This is a genomic window from Aeromonas sp. 600774 (assembly GCF_049175075.1).
Classification (GTDB): Bacteria; Pseudomonadota; Gammaproteobacteria; order Enterobacterales; family Aeromonadaceae; genus Aeromonas; species Aeromonas veronii_A.
Genome location: NZ_JAAKUJ010000009.1, coordinates 144922 through 162166, shown reverse-complemented (window position 1 = coordinate 162166; position 17245 = coordinate 144922). Strand labels below are relative to the sequence as shown.

Here is a 17245-nt window from a genome sequence, read left to right as displayed (position 1 = left end):
CAACAGGAGTACCCTTGCGATGACCCAAGCTAAACACAACCCCGTTATCCGGCGCGGCGCCCTGCTGCTTTCCCTGCTCATGGCGCACGGCATCGCGGTTGCGGCACCGCCAAGCAAAAATAGCGATGGCATCAAGATCTCCGGTGATGACATCAAGATCAATCTCGACTGGGATGACAAGGAGTACGACTGGTGGCAGGACAACTGTCTGGATCTTGGCATTGGCGACAGCCGGATCAAACTCAACTGCGACAAGATGGATGGCAAGTACCGGGATCACTACAACCGCAGCATCCACAGCGGCAATAACCCGGGGCAAGGTCACGACAAACAGAAGGATAAAAACAAGGGTAACGGCAAGAAGAACTGAACGCCCTCTCCTGATGCAGCAGGGGCCTGGTGCCCCTGTGCTGATTGTTTTACCAATAATTCTCCGCACTGATATTGCCCGGCGCACGCCTCAGATTCTTGGCCAACCCCAGCGCCAGCAAGGTCTGCTGGGTCTCTTTCACCATCTCCGGATTACCGCAGATAAGCACTTGGCTCAGCTCGGGTGAGAACTCCAACCCCACTCTAGCCTGCAACTGACCATTGGCAATCGCCGCCGGGATCCGCCCTGCCATTGCATCGTGCCAGGGCTCGCGGCTGACAAAGGGGACATAGCGAAAGCGCTCGCCATATTGCTCGGCAAAGCTGGCGATCAAATCCTGATAGCTCAGCTCTTCGCCTTTACGCACCCCGTGCACCAGCACCAGATTCTCGAAACGGTTGAAGGCCTCGCCATCGGCCAGCATGGAGAGGAAGGGGCCGACGGCAGTGCCGGTCGAGAGCAGCCAGAGATCGCGCCCAGCGGGCACCTCATCCAGCGTCAGAAAGCCGGTGGCCTGGGATTGTACCAGCAGGGTGTCACCTGCTTGCAGCGAGCCGAGGGACGGAGTCAGCTCACCGCTCGGGATCTCGACCAAATAGAACTCGTGATATGGCGCAGAGGGAGGATTGACGAAGGAGTAGGCGCGCTGAATGCGGCGATCGCCCTGCTCGAGGGCCAGCTTGGTGAATTGGCCTGCCTTGTAGGGAGCCAGCTCGGCCGCTACCCGCAGGGAGAACAGAGTGGGTGTCCATTCGATGCGTTCGATGACGCGACCTTCTACCCAAGCCATAAAGATCTCCTCCAGTGGAACAGACCTTCACTCTACCCCCGGGCCGGAAAATAAAAAACCCGCGCAAGTGCGCGGGTTTTTTCTGCAAAAGCGAATCGCTATTACAGGGCAACAACCTGGATCTGTACGGTTGCTTTAACGTCAGCGTGCAGCTGAACAGCAACTTCGTAGTCACCGGTGTTACGCAGAACGTTGCCCATGCGGACTTCGCTCTTGGCAACGGCTACGCCGGCAGCAGTGATGGCTTCAGCCACGTCACGGGTACCGATGGAACCGAACAGCTTGCCTTCGTCGCCAGACTTGGAAGCGATAACCACGGTAGCCAGTTCGGCCAGCTTGGCAGCACGCTCTTCAGCAGCAGCTTTGTTGGCAGCCAGTTTGGCTTCCAGCTCAGCGCGACGAGCACCGAAAGCTTCGATGTTGGCCTTGGTGGCCATAACAGCTTTGCCTTGCGGGATCAGGTAGTTACGGGCATAACCAGATTTCACGGAAACTTGGTCACCCAGACCGCCCAGTTTGGCGATTTTGTCGAGCAGGATAACTTGCATTACCTTTCCTCTATAAATTTCGTTGAGTTAGGCTTAAGTGCCGGGCCGATTCTTACTTGTTGTGCAGATCGGTGTACGGCAGCAGAGCCAGGTAACGAGCACGCTTGATGGCGCGTGCCAGCTGACGCTGATACTTGGCGCGGGTACCGGTGATACGGCTCGGTACGATCTTGCCAGATTCAGTGATGTAGTTTTTCAGAGTAACGATATCTTTGTAGTCGATCTCGGTAACGTTCTCGGCGGTGAAGCGGCAGAACTTACGACGACGGAAATAACGTGCCATGGCCTTTATCCTCTAGTCAGTGATCCAGAATTACTCTTCGGAAGCAGCTTCAGTAGCTTCTTCGCGGCGCTCGTCGTCACGACGGGTGAAGCGCTCTTCTTTGGCCTTGGCCATCGGAGAAACTTCAGTCACGGCGTGCTTGGTGCGCATGATCATGTTGCGGATAACGGCATCGTTGAAGCGGAAGTTGGTTTCCAGCTCATCGATAACGGCTTGCTCTGCTTCTACGTTCATCAGAACGTAGTGGGCTTTGTGCAGTTTGTCGATCGGGTAAGCCAGCTGACGACGGCCCCAATCTTCCAGGCGATGAATGGTACCACCGGAGGTGGTGATGGCGCCGGTGTAACGCTCGATCATGCCGGGAACTTGCTCGCTCTGGTCCGGATGAACCATGAAGACGATTTCGTAATGACGCATTTTAGCTCCTTACGGATTAATTCAGCCTCCGCCCAGGTGCAGCCAGACCTCGGAGGCAAGGAACATAAAGGTGTTTAGTCGCTGCTTTTCTAGGGCGGCGTATTGTACGAAATCACATCCCTCACTGCAACTGACCGCCTTAAATGTTTTTCCCGATGGAAATCATCAGAAACAACAATTGATAATAATTATCACTTAGATCTACTCTCTCTCCATATCCTTATGGAGGGTGATGCCATGCAACCCGCACTGACGACTACGATTCCAGCCCGCAAATTCAAACTGACCCTGCTCGGGCCTGCCTTTATCGCCGCCATCGGCTATATCGACCCGGGCAACTTCGCCACCAATATTCAGGCGGGCTCTACCTTTGGCTACCAACTGCTCTGGGTGGTGGTATGGGCCAACTTGATGGCCATGGTGGTGCAAACCCTCTCGGCCAAACTCGGTATCGTCACCGGCAAGAATCTGGCGGAGCACATCCGCGACCGACTGCCGAAACCGGCGGTCTGGGCCTACTGGGTGCAGGCAGAGATCATCGCCATGGCCACCGACCTCGCCGAATTTATCGGCGCCGCCGTCGGCTTCAAGCTGCTGCTTGGCGTGACCTTGCTTGAAGGGGCCTGCATCACCGCCGTGGTGACCTGGGGGATCCTGATGTTGCAATCCCGCGGCCAGAAACCGCTGGAGTTCGTGGTCGGTGGCCTGTTGCTGTTTGTCGCGGCGGCCTACATCGTCGAGCTGATCTTCTCCCGCCCCCATCTGCCCAGCCTGCTGGAGGGCGCCCTCTTCCCCGGTCTGCCCAACAGCGATGCCGTCTATCTGGCCGCCGGTGTGCTCGGTGCTACCGTGATGCCCCACGTTATCTACCTGCACTCGGCACTGACCCAGCACACGCAGGATCAAGGTTCAGTCAGCCAGCGGCTGCACACCACCCGGGTCGATGTGGCGATTGCCATGACTATCGCCGGCTTCGTCAATCTGGCGATGATGGCGATGGCGGCCGCCGCGTTCCACAGCTCGGGCCACCAGCAGGTAGCGGAGCTGGAATCCGCCTACCAGACCCTCACTCCGCTGCTGGGTCAGGCAGCAGCCACCCTGTTTGGCCTCTCGCTGGTCGCCTCCGGCATCAGCTCTACCGTGGTAGGGACCCTGGCCGGGCAAGTGGTAATGCAGGGTTTTGTCCGCTTTACCATCCCGCTCTGGCTGCGTCGCGCCATCACCATGGCTCCCGCCTTCGTGGTGATCGCGATGGGTCTCAACACCACCGAAATTCTGGTGTTGAGTCAGGTGATCCTGAGTTTTGGCATCGCGCTGGCCCTGATCCCGCTGTTGATGCTGACCGGCGATCGGGCGCTGATGGTGCAACATCGCAACCATCCGGTCACACAAGCCATCGGCCGCCTTGTCGTTGTGCTGGTGATCGGGCTCAACGCCTATCTGCTAGTCGCCATGATCTAGCGAACCGTCAAACCGAGAAGAGGGGCTCATTAACACTGGTTAATGAGCCCCTTCGCACTTTGGCGTATGCTGCCGCTTTCTCTTCTCATCTATCGTTGCGGGAGCCTTGCCATGGAACACACCCGAGCCAGCTTCGTACTGGGCCATCATCAGGAGCAGGCCAGCGTGGTCTGCTGCCAGCGCGGTGACACCACACTGCTGGTCACCGACCTCACCCCCTTTCATCCCCAGAGCCATCTCTGGCCCGATCAGCCGGGGGATGTGGGCCATGCTCGCTGGGAAGGGGGCGAAGCCGCCATTGGCCCTTGCCGGATGGGGGTCATCAGCCCGGATGGCGAGCTGTTTGTCGATACTGCGATTCCGGTAAAACGGGGGGCTGAAGGGTGGCGTTTCGTGGTGGTCCATCCACTGACCGGTGACCACGCGCTAGCCGTTGGCAGCCAGGTCGCATTGCAAGTAGATAGTGCTGCCCGCCACGCCCTGAGTCTGGGCCATAGTGGCTGCCATCTGGCGGCGCTGGCTCTCAACCGGGTACTCACCCCCTACTGGCGCAAGGAAGTGAGCGAGCGTGATGCTCTGGGCCAGCCCGACTTCGATCGTCTGGCTATTCAAAGCTCGCGGGTCGAGCCTTGCGGTTCGCGAGAGCAGTACCGAATCGGCAAGAGCCTGCGCAAGAAAGGGGTCAACAGCGAGGCGCTGCTGGCAGATCTGGCGCTGATTGAAGAGAAGGTCAACCAGCAGCTGGCCGACTGGATTGCAGCCGGAGGAGAAATCCGCCGCAGCCGTGCTGGCGAGGCGATCATCGATTCCCGTTACTGGCACTGCATGCTGGAAGGCCATGAGGTGACCATTCCCTGTGGTGGCACCCATGTTGCCTCGCTCGCCGAGTTGGGAGAGGTCAAGGTACAGCTCACTCAAGTGGAAGAGGGCTTTGCCATGCTGACCCGGGTCACGCCAACCGACGCCTGAGTCGCAGACTTGACCACTCAGGGCTAACGCCCAAATTGGCAATAGAGAAGTATCGCAAATGAAGGGGGCATAATCATGCCCCTCAACATCAGTCATGACGGGCCGATGCTTCTCTTTTAACCACTCCCTGATTAGAATGCGCCTCCCACAGGAGGCACATCACCCATGAGTAGTACCCAACTACGCACCACCCCTGATCGACTTCGCTATCTGGTTCTCTACGAAGGCATCGGGCTGGCACTGGTCGCCCCCCTGATCAGCCAGCTGTTCGGTCAGGGCGTCGCCGAGGTCGGTTCGCTGGCCATCTTCTTCTCCATCGTCGCCACCGCCTGGACCTATGGCTGGAACCTGTTGTTCGACAAGGGGTTGCTCAAACTTTGCGGGCGCACCAACAAGCAACCACTGGACCGCTTCCTGCACGCGTTTGGCTATGAGGCGAGCTTTATGATGCTCTCCCTACCCTGCGTCATGTTCTGGCTCGATTTGGGTGTATGGGACGCCCTGATGCTGGATCTCGGCTTCGTCGCCTTCTATCTCGTCTACATCATGCTCTTTACCTGGGCCTATGAGCGGATCTGGCCGCTGCCATCCACTCCGCAGACGGCATAAGGCCTCAGACTCAACAAGGTTGACAAAGGAACTGGTACAACAGGAAAAGCAAGGGAGCGCTAACCGGAAGGATGGGAAAACCCCATAAAAACAATGCCAGTCAGCAAGCTGACTGGCATTGGACAAAACAGACTTTCGGACTTACTTGACGGCGTCTTTCAGTGCCTTGCCAGCCACAAATGAAGGCACGTTGGCAGCAGCAATCTGGATCTCTTTACCAGTTTGCGGGTTACGACCGGTGCGGCCTGCGCGGTGGGTGACCTTGAAGGTGCCAAAACCGACCAGTTGCACAGCATCGCCTTCTTTCAAGCTCTGGGTAATACCATTGATGATCTCTTCCAGAGCCACTTTGGCCTGAGCTTTGCTCAGATCTGCTTTGGCGGCAATCGCATCGACAAGTTGAGCTTTGTTCATAACATTTCCTTTATGATCGGGCATTTAGCGCTGGGTCACTCTATGCAAAAAAAAACGCACAGGCAAAGCCTTTATCGAGGCATACGGGTTAAACGCTGGGGTTTTCATCAAGATCTGCGGAAATAATCACATTCCGTGCCAGCAGAATAGCGAGCGGGCCCGAAACCTGCTTGCGGCAAGCTCCACCGTCCGCTTATTTCTTACCCGCTTAACAATATCCCGGCAAGCCTATTGACGCTTGGTCAGATTTTCCATAGTTATAGGTAGTGTCACCGCTCAAACGGCTCGGAAGCCCTATCAAACGCCAAGCCTTTGCCCCATGGAGGGATTATGTTGACAAAACTGGAACAGACCAAGCAGGCGCTGGCAGGCAAGCATAAGGCAATCGATGACTGGCTGGACGCCCGACAGGCATTGCTGGTTGAATATATGCGACTGGCGGGCCTCACCCCGGCTCGAACCAAACAGCGCTGCCTGCCCAAACAGGAAGAGTTGCAGCACTTCTGCGACCGCTTGGTCGACTATGTCAGCGCGGGCCATTTCGAGATCTACCACCACGTCGTCACCGCTTTCGAACAGGCCAGTGGCGAAACACTGGAACTCGCCAAACGGATTTACCCCCATATTCGTGCTACTACCGAGTTTGCCCTCGAATTCAATGACAAATACAGCGATGCCGATGAGGCCCAACTGCTACTGCTCGATGATGACCTCAACGAATTGGGCCCGGTACTGGAAGATCGCTTCAAACAGGAAGATCGTCTGGTAAAGGCACTCCATGTGGTGGAGTTTCTCAGTGCCCAGCAAGCCTGATCGCTATTTTTGGAGCAAGTTCAAGCTACTGGCAGCCAAGGTGCATTACACTCAGTGCAATGATTCCTTGTGTCCAGCAGATTGCAAACTAGGAGATGATCATGTCTGAGCGCCGCCGTTTTGCACGGATCCTCTATTTGACCACGGCCGACCTCACCCAGGGGGAGCACAAGTGGCAAACTCAGCTTGTCGACATCTCCTTGCAGGGAGCCCTGCTGATCCGCCCAGACGACTGGGAGAGCCGTGACAACAAGGAGTACCAGCTCAGTTTTGTCCTGAGTGGCAGCGATATCGAGATCAAGATGCAGGTCGAGCTGACCCATGAAGCCAGCAAGAAGCTGGGGTTCTACTGCCACCACATCGATATCGACAGCGCCACCCACCTCAAGCGGATGATCGAGCTCAACGTCGGCGACGAAGAGCTGCTCCACCGCGAGCTGGAACAATTGCTGAGCGAGCATCTGGAACATAGCCAGCCCTGATGGCTAGCTCCAGAACAACAAAAAAGAGCGCCGAGGTGCTCTTTTTTGTTGTGCTGTTGTCTTGACTGGAATGCAAGAGAATTAAAGTGCCTCGAGTGCCTCAGACAGCTTCTTGACCGGCACCACTTCCATCCCTTCGATAGGATGCTTGGGGGCATTGGCGTGCGGCACGATGGCACGGCGGAAACCATGCTTGGCCGCCTCCTGCAGCCGCTCCTGACCAGAGGGGACAGGACGGATCTCCCCTGAGAGCCCCACTTCGCCGAACACCACCAGATCCTTGGGCAACGCCTGATCCCGGAAGCTGGAGACCATCGCCAGCAACAGCGCCAAATCCGCACTGGTTTCCTCGACCTTGACCCCGCCAACCACGTTGATGAAGACATCCTGATCCGCCATCTGCAGCCCACCGTGACGGTGCAGCACAGCCAGCAACATGGCGAGTCGGTTGTGATCCATCCCCACCGCCACCCGGCGAGGGTTGGAGAGCTGGGAGTAGTCAACCAGCGCCTGCAACTCAACCAGTAGAGGTCGGGTACCCTCCCAGATCACCATGACGATGGAGCCGGGCGCCTGCTCCTGACCGCGACTGAGGAAGATGGCAGATGGGTTGCTCACCTCACGCATTCCCTGTTCAGTCATGGCAAACACCCCCAGCTCATTGACCGCCCCGAAGCGGTTTTTGTGAGAACGCAGGGTTCGAAAGCGGGAATCGTGACCACCGTCGAGCAGTACCGAGCAGTCGATGCAATGTTCGAGCACCTTGGGACCAGCCAGACTGCCATCCTTGGTCACATGACCCACCATGAAGATGGCCACATGGTTCTGCTTGGCGTAACGGGTCAGTAACGCTGCCGCCTCACGCACCTGTGAGACCGAACCGGGGGAAGATTGGACATCCGCCACATGCATCACCTGAATGGAGTCGATCACCATGATCTGCGGCTGCTCCTGCTGGGCAATCAAACAGATTTGCTCAACGCTGGTCTCGGAGAGCATCCGCAGCTTATCGGTAGGCAAACCAAGGCGGTTGGCCCGCATTGCCACCTGCTGGAGCGACTCCTCACCGGTGACATAGAGAGTTTTCATCCGCTCTGCCAGACCACACATGGTCTGCAGCAGCAGGGTTGATTTACCAGCCCCCGGGTTACCACCGATCAGAATCGCCGAGCCAGGCACCACTCCGCCACCGAGCACCCGATCCAACTCCTTGAAACCGGAAGTAAAACGGGGGATTTCGGTGGTGGCAATCTCTGCCAATGTCTGTACCTGACTACCGACCGCGCCGGCATAACCGGTGTAACGGGCACTCTTGCCAGCGGGAGTGACGGAGCCAAGGCGTACCTCGGTGATGGTATTCCACTCCTTGCACTCGCTGCATTGACCTTGCCAGCGTGTGAAGTCGGCACCACATTCGGAACAAACATAAGCAGTTTTATTTTTAGCCATTGATAACTCGGGGACAGGATGAATTCCTGCTTGATATACTTGTTTGCGACCGACAGATCAAACCCAGAATCGGAAAAGTGACTTTCCGTGGCAGGAACACATGGATTCAGTACACCAACAACATCTGATTGAACAACTTGTACCCCTGCTGCGGGAGAAAGATTTCGAAGAGATCTTCAACCGTCTGACTCAGGACGAAAACAGCAACGGCCGTTTTCTGATCAAGATGGAGCTAAATCGCAAATGCTCCCCCTGCCGCAGGGTTATCGACATGCGCGATGAGCTGGAGGACGAGTGCCTGGTGCACGAGTTCGACGGTATCACCCACTTTATGCCGACCGAGGCCATCGGACTGTTTCAGTCCCAGTGTTATCTCTACCGTGACGCCTATACCCTTGGCGTTTACGAAGCACTGCAGCAATGGCAAAAGAACCATCACCACGCCCGGGTAGATGGTCTGCTGCAACCCCCTGTCAGTCCCTTCCGACAATACGACGTCAACACCATCGTCTTTGCCAGTTACTATGGACGACGGCAGGAGCGGATGCACTTCAGCTCGCCCTTGCTCATCAAACTTCATGACGGGGAAAAGTTATTCGCCAAAAGTTCCGATCTTTCCCTCGGCGGCATGAGAGTCTCTGTCCCCTATTTGCCCAATTACCAGACCGGCGCTCAGGTGGAAGTCTTCTTCACAGGAATGGAGCGGGACCACCCCAATCCGGTGCTGCATCAACCGGTCGGTTATCAGATCCTCGGTGAAGAGAGCAAGGAGGGGAAATATTGGCTGAGGCTGGTGCGCTCTGGCGATCAGCCTGCATTCGATGCCTTCCTTAGCGACTTCATCGAGGCCAACAAAATCCGCTATCGGGTCAGCGTCGACTATCTGCTCTCCGCCGCCATCATCAAGGGATATGAGCAGTTCTACCTGCCACGGATGACCGGCATGCCGCTTTTCTTCAGCACAGGAGACAGTCCCTCACTCGAGATAGCCCTGCGCACCGAGAACAACCAGCACCTGCTGGAGTATTGGCGCGACGAGAAGAACCGCGATGCCCTGGCGGGACTCTTCTCAGCAAAACGGATGAAACGACTCTGCCCTGCCCCCGGCACCACGACCGAGACCCTCATCTACTGCTTTACCCACACGGTACGCAGCCATATCTATTTCTTCTCTGCCACTGCTGAAGAGCTTCGCCAGAGTGGCCTCACCGCCCTCTTCTTCCAGGTGGGCTCCCGGCGTCCCAGCTGGCGTGTCTACAAGTTTTCACTGGAGGCGTGTGAATCGCTGGAGGCAGATGTAGGGCAGTTGCAGGGGGTCGAAAATTCGCAACTGCAGGATATTCTGTTACTCGAACGTCTCAAACTGATTGGGTATTGCGGCCTGCTGCAGGAGATCAGTCTGGAGTCCCAACGGGAGGAGTTCCGCCCGGAGGGCGAGCTCGGCAACAATGCCAATGAACTACAACGTTTTGGTCACGAGCTGGGCGTTGCCCCCTTCGAGATTGAATCCCTGCACTATGTGCAGTTGCGCAAGGAACTGCGCTATATCCACAAGACAGCCGTTGCTATCCATCACAACGGCAAGTCATGGCTTGGCTGGACCCGAGATATCTCGGCCCATGGCTTGCAGATCGAGCTGGAAGAGGCGTTTGCCGGTGATAAAAACGATGTGGTGACCATCGCCCTGCCCCGTCTGCAGGAGTTATCCAAGAGCATGGATCTGCAGCATCTCTCCTACCGGCTGGTTAGTCTCAACATGACTCGCACCGTGCTGCACCTCTGTATCGATGGGGATTCTGATCGCCATACAGGTCGTCAGTTCTTCAGCCTGCTGATCGAGAGCAACCAGAGCAAGCTCAAGGCGGCGCAGGAACAGCGCCGCTATCGCGGACTGGCGCGAGCACTGCGCAATATCTACACCCACCATCTGTTCAACTCACCGGTCTATATCAACAAGCTGAAGGGGGCTCCCAAGCTCGCTGCCATTGGCAAGTCACTCACTCCGCGCAGCCTTCAACGGATACTCACCGCCTGTGCCGAACAACCTGAGCAGGAGAACCTCTACCCACTGTTTCAGGGGGAGCTGCTCAAGGAGCTACTGATGAATCCGTTGCGAGCCATTGAGCGTGAGGATAAACCGCGAGAAGATGAGGTATACATTGCCAGCATCCAGACCAAGGCGGGCCTGCCCATCTGCACCAGTCGCCTTGCCAGCAGCTTTGGCAGCCTAAAGGAGAAACGCCTGTTCATCGAGCAAGCACTGCAGCAGGGGGAGTTCTACTCTGTGCTGGTCGGCATCTCCCGCACAGGACGCCCCGACACCAACTTCATCGCCAACGAGCTGGACTACATCGCCAAGTTCGCTATTCACAAGGCAAAGCGGCTGGAAGAGGAGCTGTGGAGTGTCGTGGGGGTTGGCGAGCTGACCGACACCACCCAGGCAACCTTGTTCCGGCTCGGCATCACGCCGCCGTCCCTCTGACCTATCGACCCGGGCGCAAGATGCGCCCTGTTTTTGTCATGCCGCCTGCGGATGGAGCAGCCATTCAAGGATCTGGGGAAAATGATCCTCCTGTGCCTGCGGGGCGGTCAGCATATTGATATGGTCATAATCGAGGCAGTTGCCGTTATCACGCCCCAATCGGGTGTGACGACTCTTTGACCCCATCTCGTCGCTGAAGCGGCGCACATCGGTCGGATGACCCAATACCTTGTCAGCCTTGGCCGAGATCATCCAGAGCGGCGGCCAGTTCACCCGCGCCGCGCCCTCATCATAGGCAAAACCGTCGTAAGGATCCCGCCAGGGTCCACACTTGACCCAGGGAATGGTCTCCTGCAGATAGCGCAGCGGCTCATCATCGGCTCCAAACCTGAGATCCCGAGCGGCCAAAAAACCGCGGCGACGAGCCAGCCAGGGGGCCAGTCGGTTCCAGATAAGGTCCACTTTCAACCAACGTTCCGGATTTTGTACCGAGACCCCCCGTTTGGTACCGAAGAAGAGCAGGCTGGCCACCTGCTCCGCCAGCTCAGGGAAGCGCACCAGTGTCGAGGCCATGATGACGCCACCCCAGGAGTGAGCCACCCAATGCACCTTGAAGCCGTGATGGCGCTCGCCAATCCAGCGATGCAGGGCAGGCAGATCTTCGGTGATCAGCTCGTGCTGGCCGTGCTCCGCCTGCTCGGCGATGGCCGGAGTGCTGAGCCCACGCCCTCGTAAATCAGCCACATAGACCTGATAGCCGTGGCGGGCCAGAAAACAGGCCAGCCCCTTGCCCGACTCGGTGTAGAAAATCCGGCCGTTCTCGATGGCACCATGGACCATCAGGATTGGCTCACCATGCACGGCGACACGGGGCTTGATATGGCGGACATGCAGTTGATGGGCGCCACAGGGGATAAACAGAGACTGCTGCAACAATTCCATTTTAATTGGTTTCCTCCTTGAAACGGTCTCAGCGCTTATCCCAGCGTCGCTCGCTGCAGGACCGAGCCGTCAGCAGGCAGAGCACGCCCTCCAGATCGTGATGATTGAGGGCTGCTGCAGCCTGTGCCCGCACCAGCGGCTTGGCATGAATAGCAATCCCAAGACCAGCGACCCCCATCATCTTGAGATCGTTGGCACCATCGCCGATGGCCACGGTCTGGACGGCAGCAATGCCGTACTCCTGGGCAAGCAGCTGTAACACCTCGGCCTTGACGCTGGCATCAACGATGCGCCCGCTCACCTTGCCGGTCAGCTGCCCCCCTTCCACCGCCAGCTCGTTGGCGAAGATAGCATCGAGTCCCAGCACTTGCTGCAACTCACCGGCAAAACGGGTAAACCCGCCGGAGGCGATGGCCATCTTCCAGCCAGCCTCTTTGAGGGTATCGACCATTAGCTGCAGGCCAGGCATCCACGGCATGTTGGCGGCAACCTCGTCGAGAATGGTGACCGGCGCACCAGCCAGCAGGGCCACCCGGTTGCGCAGGCTGTCGGAGAACTCCAGTTTGCCCTGCATGGCAGCAGCTGTTACCGCCGCCACCTGATCGCCGACCCCCGCCAGCCGCGCGATCTCGTCGATGCACTCGATACGGATCGCGGTGGAATCCATATCCATCACCAGCAGGCCGGGCTCGCTCAGGGTCGGCAGCGCGGGCAGATGGCAAAGATCGATCTCCCACTCACCGCTCTTGAGTTCGGCCACCAGCGCGGGAGAGAAGCGATCGCAGCCAAGCAACAGCAGCGGCACACCCGTCACCTCGGCGGGAGGATAGAGGGTGGCCACCAGCCCCTGCGCAGCCAACAGTGGTGACAGGCACGCCAGATGGGAGGCGCCCAGCCCCTTGCCAAACAGCACCAACCAACCGCCCGCCAGCGGGGTCTCTGTCGGTTGCAACGCATCGGCGTTGAGCTGCCAATAAGGTGAGCCGGACAACAACGCGGACCAATCGGATATCTGGGGGGAGAGCCGGGACAGCAACATAAGGGATACGCCTTCCTTGGTGATCAGGGGGTTAACAATGCTGACCCAGAGTAGCGTATTGCTTTTTGCGCAGGCAAGCGCCAAGATCCGGCACTCCTTGTCAGCATGAGGTCTCGCGCTTGCAGCGTCATCTTCCCATCAAACGTGTGCTCAGTCTGGTAGCCGGCCTGCTGCTCGGCTGCTGGGTACTTGTTGTTCTCCTTCATATGCAGGGAGAGAGCCAGGCTGCGCTGCACACCGAAGCACGCAACCGCGCCCAGGCGCTGGTCGCCTATGCTGCCCGCGACATGAAGCGCTGGCTCAAGGAGGAGAACAGCAGTGAGCTGGAACGGCTGGCCCGGGATCTGGCGACCGAGCCGGAGATCCTCGATGTCACTCTCTATGATGGACGCGGCATTCCGCTCGCACAGTCGGAACAGGCCGTACCGCTGGAGAGCCTGCTGCCCATCGGCGACAACAACAAATCGATGCCGGAACAAGGTAAGGGTCGGATCCAGTTCGTACAGGAGGTCCTGGATGGCGATCAGACACTGGGCTACCTGCGCATCACCCTGGAAGAGCAGCAGATGCTGGCGGACAAGGACACCAGACTCAAAACGATTCAGGAGAAACAGCGGCTGATATTGCTGGTTGCCCTGCTGGCAGGTCTGCTTATCTCCTACGGCATTCGTCGCAACTATATGCGAGTGCGCAAGCACAAAAAACGAAGTCCCCCGCCCTCCCCACCGCCAACCAACAATGATGCGGCGCAGTAAACGGATAAAGAAACGGCGACCAGAGGTCGCCGTTTTTGCATGGTTCCAGAGGCTGCGGGATTAGTTGTCGCCCAGCAGGACGGAATCCAGCGCGATTTCGATCATGTCGTTGAAGGTCAGCTGACGCTCTTCGGAGGTGGTCTGCTCACCGGTACGGATATGGTCGGAGACGGTGCAGATGGTCAGTGCCTTGGCACCGTACTCTGCGGCCACGCCGTAGATACCGGCGGCTTCCATCTCGACACCCAGGATGCCGTATTTTTCCATGACGTCGAACATGGAGGGGTCCGGAGTGTAGAACAGGTCGGCGGAGAAGATGTTACCGACGCGCACGGCAACGCCCTTGTTCTTGGCGGCCTGCACGGCATTGGCAACCAGGTCGAAGTCGGCGATGGCAGCGAAATCGTGATCCTTGAAGCGCAGACGGTTTACTTTGGAATCGGTGCAGGCACCCATACCGATCACCACGTCACGCAGTTTCACGTCTTCACGCACGGCGCCACAGGAGCCCACACGGATCAGGGTCTTCACACCGTAATCGGTGATCAGCTCTTTTGCGTAGATGGAGCAGGAGGGGATACCCATACCGTGGCCCATTACAGAGATACGACGGCCCTTGTAGGTACCGGTGAAGCCGAACATGTTGCGCACGTCGCAGATTTGCTCGACGTTCTCCAGGAAAGTTTCAGCGATGTACTTGGCGCGCAGGGGATCGCCCGGCATCAGCACGGTATCAGCAAAGGCGCCATCTTTCGCATTGATATGAGGAGTTGCCATTCTCTTGATTCCTTCACACTAGGTTGAGTTTTATTGTTTTATAAATTGCCCGCCGCCGAAGTGGCGGGCGGGTAAATTACAGGAAGCTGGTACCGTACGCCAGTTTCGGCAGACCGTGGTAAGCAGCGATGCTCTGGCCGATATCGGCAAAGGTCTCGCGACGACCAACGGAGCCGGCCTTGACCGGCTTGCCGAAGAACAGCACAGGAATGTATTCGCGGGTGTGGTCGGTCCCACCCCAGGTCGGGTCGCAGCCGTGGTCGGCAGTCAGCACCACCACGTCGCCATCCTGCAGCAGCTCAAACAGCTCTGGCAGGCGGGAATCGAAATACTCCAGCGCACCGGCATAACCGGCAACATCACGGCGGTGGCCATAGGAGGAGTCGAAGTCGACGAAGTTGGTGAAGACGATGGTGTTGTCACCGGCCGCTTTCACCTCTTCCAGCGTGCGATCCCACAGCTCGGTCAGACCGGTCCCTTTCACCTGCTTGGTGATGCCCTGCTGGGCATAGATGTCGGCAATCTTGCCGATGGAGACTACCTGACCGCCCGCATCTTTCATGTAATCCAGCACGGTCGGCGCCGGCGGCAGCACTGAGTAGTCGTGACGGTTGCCGGTACGCTTGAAGTTGCCCTTGCCAGTACCCACGAACGGACGCGCAATCACGCGGCCGATGTTGTAGGGCTCCAGCAGCTCGCGCACGATGTGGCACAGCTCATAGAGCTTCTCGAGGCCGTAGGTCTCTTCGTGGCAGGCAATCTGGAACACGGAGTCGGCAGAAGTGTAGAGAATCGGCTTGCCGGTGCGCATGTGCTCTTCGCCCAGATCGTCCAGCACCTGGGTACCGGAAGCATGGCAGTTGCCGAGATAACCCGGCAGACCGGCCTTCTCGACGATGGCGTCCAGCAGCTCCTGCGGGAAGCTGTTGTGGTGATCCTTGAAGTAGCCCCACTCGAACAGAACGGGCACACCGGCGATCTCCCAGTGACCGGACGGGGTGTCCTTGCCGGAGGAGAGCTCCTGAGCAAAGCCGTAGGCACCGACCACCTCGATATCTTTCTTCAGCCCTTCCGGGAAGTAGCCGGAGGCCTGCTCGCAGGCATGGCCCAGACCCAGCTTGTTGAGGTTGGGCAGATTGAGGGCGCCACGGCCTTCAATTTCACCTGCCGCACACGCCTTGGCGATATGGCCAAGGGTGTTGGCGCCCACATCTCCGAACTTGTCGGCATCGGCAGCAGCGCCAATACCGAAAGAGTCCATCATCAGAATAAAGGTACGTTTCATGGGTCTTCCCCTTGTTACAAATCGGCCAGGGTGATACGGCGGTACACTTCAGGCAGTGCCTCCGGCCGCTCGCCACCAATCCGGACAGCCGCCTGCACCATGCTGGCAGCCTGAGCATATTGCTCTTCAGTCTGAGCGTGGATCATCGCGATCGGCTTGTCAGCATCAACGCTTTGACCCAGGCGGATAAAGTCGGTCAGACCGACCGCATAATCAAGTTTGTCACCGGCAGCGCGGCGACCACCGCCCATCGCCACCACGGCCAGACCCAGCTCGCGTGTATCCATGGCGGTCACGAAACCGCTGTTGGCCGCGAAGACCGGGCGCACGATGGCAGCCTTGGGCAAGTAAGCGTCATAACGCTCCATGAAATCGGCCGGGCCACCGAGACCAGTCACCATGCGACCGAAGATCTCGGCTGCCTTGCCGTTATCCAGCACCGCCTGCAGCTTGGTGCGGGCATCGCGCTCGTCGCTGGCAAGACCGGCAGAGATCAGCATCTCGGCGCACAGCGCCATGGTCACTTCGTGGATCCGCGGGTTGCGGTATTCACCTGTCAGGTAACGCACCGCTTCACGTACTTCCACCGCGTTACCGGCGCTGGAGGCCAGCACCTGGTTCATATCGGTCAAAAGCGCAGAGGTGCGGCAACCGGCACCGTTGGCCACGGCCACAATGCTCTTGGCCAGCTCTTCGGAGGCTTCGAAGGTTGGCATAAAGGCGCCGGAGCCCACTTTCACATCCATCACCAGCGCTTCGAGCCCGGAGGCGAGCTTCTTGGAGAGGATGGAGCCGGTGATCATGGCGATGGATTCGACGGTTGCAGTAATGTCACGTACTGCATAGATACGCTTGTCAGCAGGGGCGAGATCGCCGGTCTGGCCGATGATGGCCACGCCCGCCTCTTTCACCACTTTCAGGAAACGGTCGTTGTCGACCGAGGTCTGGTAGCCGGGAATGGCATCCAGCTTGTCGAGGGTACCGCCGGTATGGCCCAGACCACGACCGGAGATCATCGGCACGAAACCGCCGCAGGCAGCGACCATCGGGCCAAGCATCAGGGAGACAACGTCACCCACCCCGCCGGTGGAGTGCTTGTCGACAATCGGGCCACCCAGATTGAGGTGATCCCAGGTCAATACCATGCCGGAGTCGCGCATGGCGCAGGTCAGGGCAACCCGCTCATCCATGGTCATGTCTTTGAAGTAGACCGCCATCGCCAGCGCGGCAATCTGCCCCTCACCGATGGTGTTGTTGGTAATGCCCTGAACGAAGAATTGAATTTCTTGGGTACTGAGCGCTTCACCGTTGCGCTTCTTGCGAATAATTTCTTGAGGCAAAAACATCTTTCATTCCCTCC

General features: G+C 58.1%; 19 protein-coding genes. 8 read left to right on the top strand and 11 right to left on the bottom strand.

Going from position 1 to position 17245, the window contains the following annotated elements; all coding sequences use genetic code 11:
* Positions 1 to 19: 19 nt before the first annotated feature.
* Positions 20 to 370, top strand: coding sequence for a hypothetical protein (locus G5171_RS11755; RefSeq protein WP_042053367.1), 351 nt, complete (start codon positions 20 to 22; stop codon positions 368 to 370).
* A 49-nt stretch (positions 371 to 419) separates the two neighbouring features.
* Here the strand turns inward: G5171_RS11755 and G5171_RS11750 are convergent, their stop codons facing one another.
* The 4 genes from G5171_RS11750 to rpsF all read right to left on the bottom strand — a co-directional run bounded on the left by G5171_RS11750 (position 420) and on the right by rpsF (position 2408).
* On the bottom strand, positions 420 to 1160 hold the full coding sequence (locus tag G5171_RS11750; protein WP_421250772.1) for a ferredoxin--NADP reductase: 741 nt from the start codon (positions 1158 to 1160) through the stop codon (positions 420 to 422).
* Positions 1161 to 1261: 101 nt separating this feature from the next.
* A complete protein-coding gene (rplI, locus tag G5171_RS11745; RefSeq protein ID WP_005340490.1) occupies positions 1262 to 1708 on the bottom strand; it encodes a 50S ribosomal protein L9 in 447 nt (148 codons plus the stop codon).
* A gap of 52 nt (positions 1709 to 1760) precedes the next feature.
* Positions 1761 to 1991, bottom strand: a complete 231-nt coding sequence (gene rpsR, locus G5171_RS11740) for a 30S ribosomal protein S18 (protein WP_005308890.1) — start codon at positions 1989 to 1991, stop codon at positions 1761 to 1763.
* A 30-nt stretch (positions 1992 to 2021) separates the two neighbouring features.
* Positions 2022 to 2408 (bottom strand): 30S ribosomal protein S6, encoded by a 387-nt coding sequence (gene rpsF, locus G5171_RS11735; protein WP_005308887.1) that lies wholly within the window; start codon positions 2406 to 2408, stop codon positions 2022 to 2024.
* 237 nt (positions 2409 to 2645) lie between these two features.
* Between rpsF and G5171_RS11730 the strand changes: the two genes are divergently transcribed.
* The 3 genes from G5171_RS11730 (at position 2646) to G5171_RS11720 (ending at position 5447) form a co-directional block, all read left to right on the top strand.
* A complete protein-coding gene (locus G5171_RS11730; protein ID WP_421260215.1) occupies positions 2646 to 3869 on the top strand; it encodes an Nramp family divalent metal transporter in 1224 nt (407 codons plus the stop codon).
* A gap of 111 nt (positions 3870 to 3980) precedes the next feature.
* Positions 3981 to 4838 (top strand): hypothetical protein, encoded by an 858-nt coding sequence (locus G5171_RS11725; RefSeq protein ID WP_421260214.1) that lies wholly within the window; start codon positions 3981 to 3983, stop codon positions 4836 to 4838.
* Positions 4839 to 5003: 165 nt separating this feature from the next.
* Positions 5004 to 5447 (top strand): PACE efflux transporter, encoded by a 444-nt coding sequence (locus tag G5171_RS11720; RefSeq protein WP_005341315.1) that lies wholly within the window; start codon positions 5004 to 5006, stop codon positions 5445 to 5447.
* A gap of 141 nt (positions 5448 to 5588) precedes the next feature.
* Here G5171_RS11720 and hupA read toward each other — a convergent pair whose 3' ends face one another.
* Entirely contained in the window at positions 5589 to 5861 is a 273-nt protein-coding gene (hupA, locus tag G5171_RS11715) for a nucleoid-associated protein HU-alpha (RefSeq protein ID WP_005340484.1), read from the bottom strand.
* Between the two features lie 330 nt (positions 5862 to 6191).
* Here hupA and G5171_RS11710 point away from each other — a divergent pair, with 330 nt between their 5' ends.
* Both G5171_RS11710 and G5171_RS11705 read left to right on the top strand, forming a co-directional pair.
* Positions 6192 to 6674, top strand: a complete 483-nt coding sequence (locus G5171_RS11710; RefSeq protein ID WP_005341316.1) for an Rsd/AlgQ family anti-sigma factor — start codon at positions 6192 to 6194, stop codon at positions 6672 to 6674.
* 101 nt (positions 6675 to 6775) lie between these two features.
* The gene (locus tag G5171_RS11705; RefSeq protein WP_216980102.1) at positions 6776 to 7156 is read left to right on the top strand and encodes a PilZ domain-containing protein; all 381 of its coding nucleotides are present in this window, start codon (positions 6776 to 6778) and stop codon (positions 7154 to 7156) included.
* A gap of 81 nt (positions 7157 to 7237) precedes the next feature.
* Here G5171_RS11705 and radA read toward each other — a convergent pair whose 3' ends face one another.
* A complete protein-coding gene (gene radA, locus G5171_RS11700; RefSeq protein WP_005341318.1) occupies positions 7238 to 8605 on the bottom strand; it encodes a DNA repair protein RadA in 1368 nt (455 codons plus the stop codon).
* 100 nt (positions 8606 to 8705) lie between these two features.
* Between radA and G5171_RS11695 the strand changes: the two genes are divergently transcribed.
* On the top strand, positions 8706 to 11087 hold the full coding sequence (locus G5171_RS11695) for a PilZ domain-containing protein (RefSeq protein ID WP_421250769.1): 2382 nt from the start codon (positions 8706 to 8708) through the stop codon (positions 11085 to 11087).
* A 36-nt stretch (positions 11088 to 11123) separates the two neighbouring features.
* On the opposite strand, the gene G5171_RS11690 is transcribed toward G5171_RS11695, so the two are convergent.
* Both G5171_RS11690 and serB read right to left on the bottom strand, forming a co-directional pair.
* Positions 11124 to 12029 carry an alpha/beta fold hydrolase gene (locus tag G5171_RS11690; RefSeq protein ID WP_421250768.1) on the bottom strand — a complete coding sequence of 302 codons (906 nt, stop codon included), beginning with the start codon at positions 12027 to 12029 and terminating at the stop codon, positions 11124 to 11126.
* 28 nt (positions 12030 to 12057) lie between these two features.
* The gene (serB, locus tag G5171_RS11685) at positions 12058 to 13068 is read right to left on the bottom strand and encodes a phosphoserine phosphatase SerB (protein WP_421260213.1); all 1011 of its coding nucleotides are present in this window, start codon (positions 13066 to 13068) and stop codon (positions 12058 to 12060) included.
* A gap of 119 nt (positions 13069 to 13187) precedes the next feature.
* On the opposite strand from serB, the gene G5171_RS11680 reads away from it, so the two are divergent.
* Complete coding sequence (locus G5171_RS11680; protein WP_005341324.1) at positions 13188 to 13823, top strand: AhpA/YtjB family protein; 636 nt, start codon at positions 13188 to 13190, stop codon at positions 13821 to 13823.
* Between the two features lie 60 nt (positions 13824 to 13883).
* Here the strand turns inward: G5171_RS11680 and deoD are convergent, their stop codons facing one another.
* From deoD to deoA, 3 genes are all read right to left on the bottom strand, one after another.
* The gene (gene deoD, locus G5171_RS11675; RefSeq protein ID WP_040096807.1) at positions 13884 to 14600 is read right to left on the bottom strand and encodes a purine-nucleoside phosphorylase; all 717 of its coding nucleotides are present in this window, start codon (positions 14598 to 14600) and stop codon (positions 13884 to 13886) included.
* A gap of 76 nt (positions 14601 to 14676) precedes the next feature.
* Positions 14677 to 15885: a phosphopentomutase gene (locus G5171_RS11670; RefSeq protein ID WP_139408470.1), complete on the bottom strand. Its 1209-nt coding sequence runs from the start codon at positions 15883 to 15885 to the stop codon at positions 14677 to 14679.
* 14 nt (positions 15886 to 15899) lie between these two features.
* Entirely contained in the window at positions 15900 to 17231 is a 1332-nt protein-coding gene (gene deoA / locus G5171_RS11665; RefSeq protein WP_005358033.1) for a thymidine phosphorylase, read from the bottom strand.
* Between the last annotated feature and the right edge of the window lie 14 nt (positions 17232 to 17245).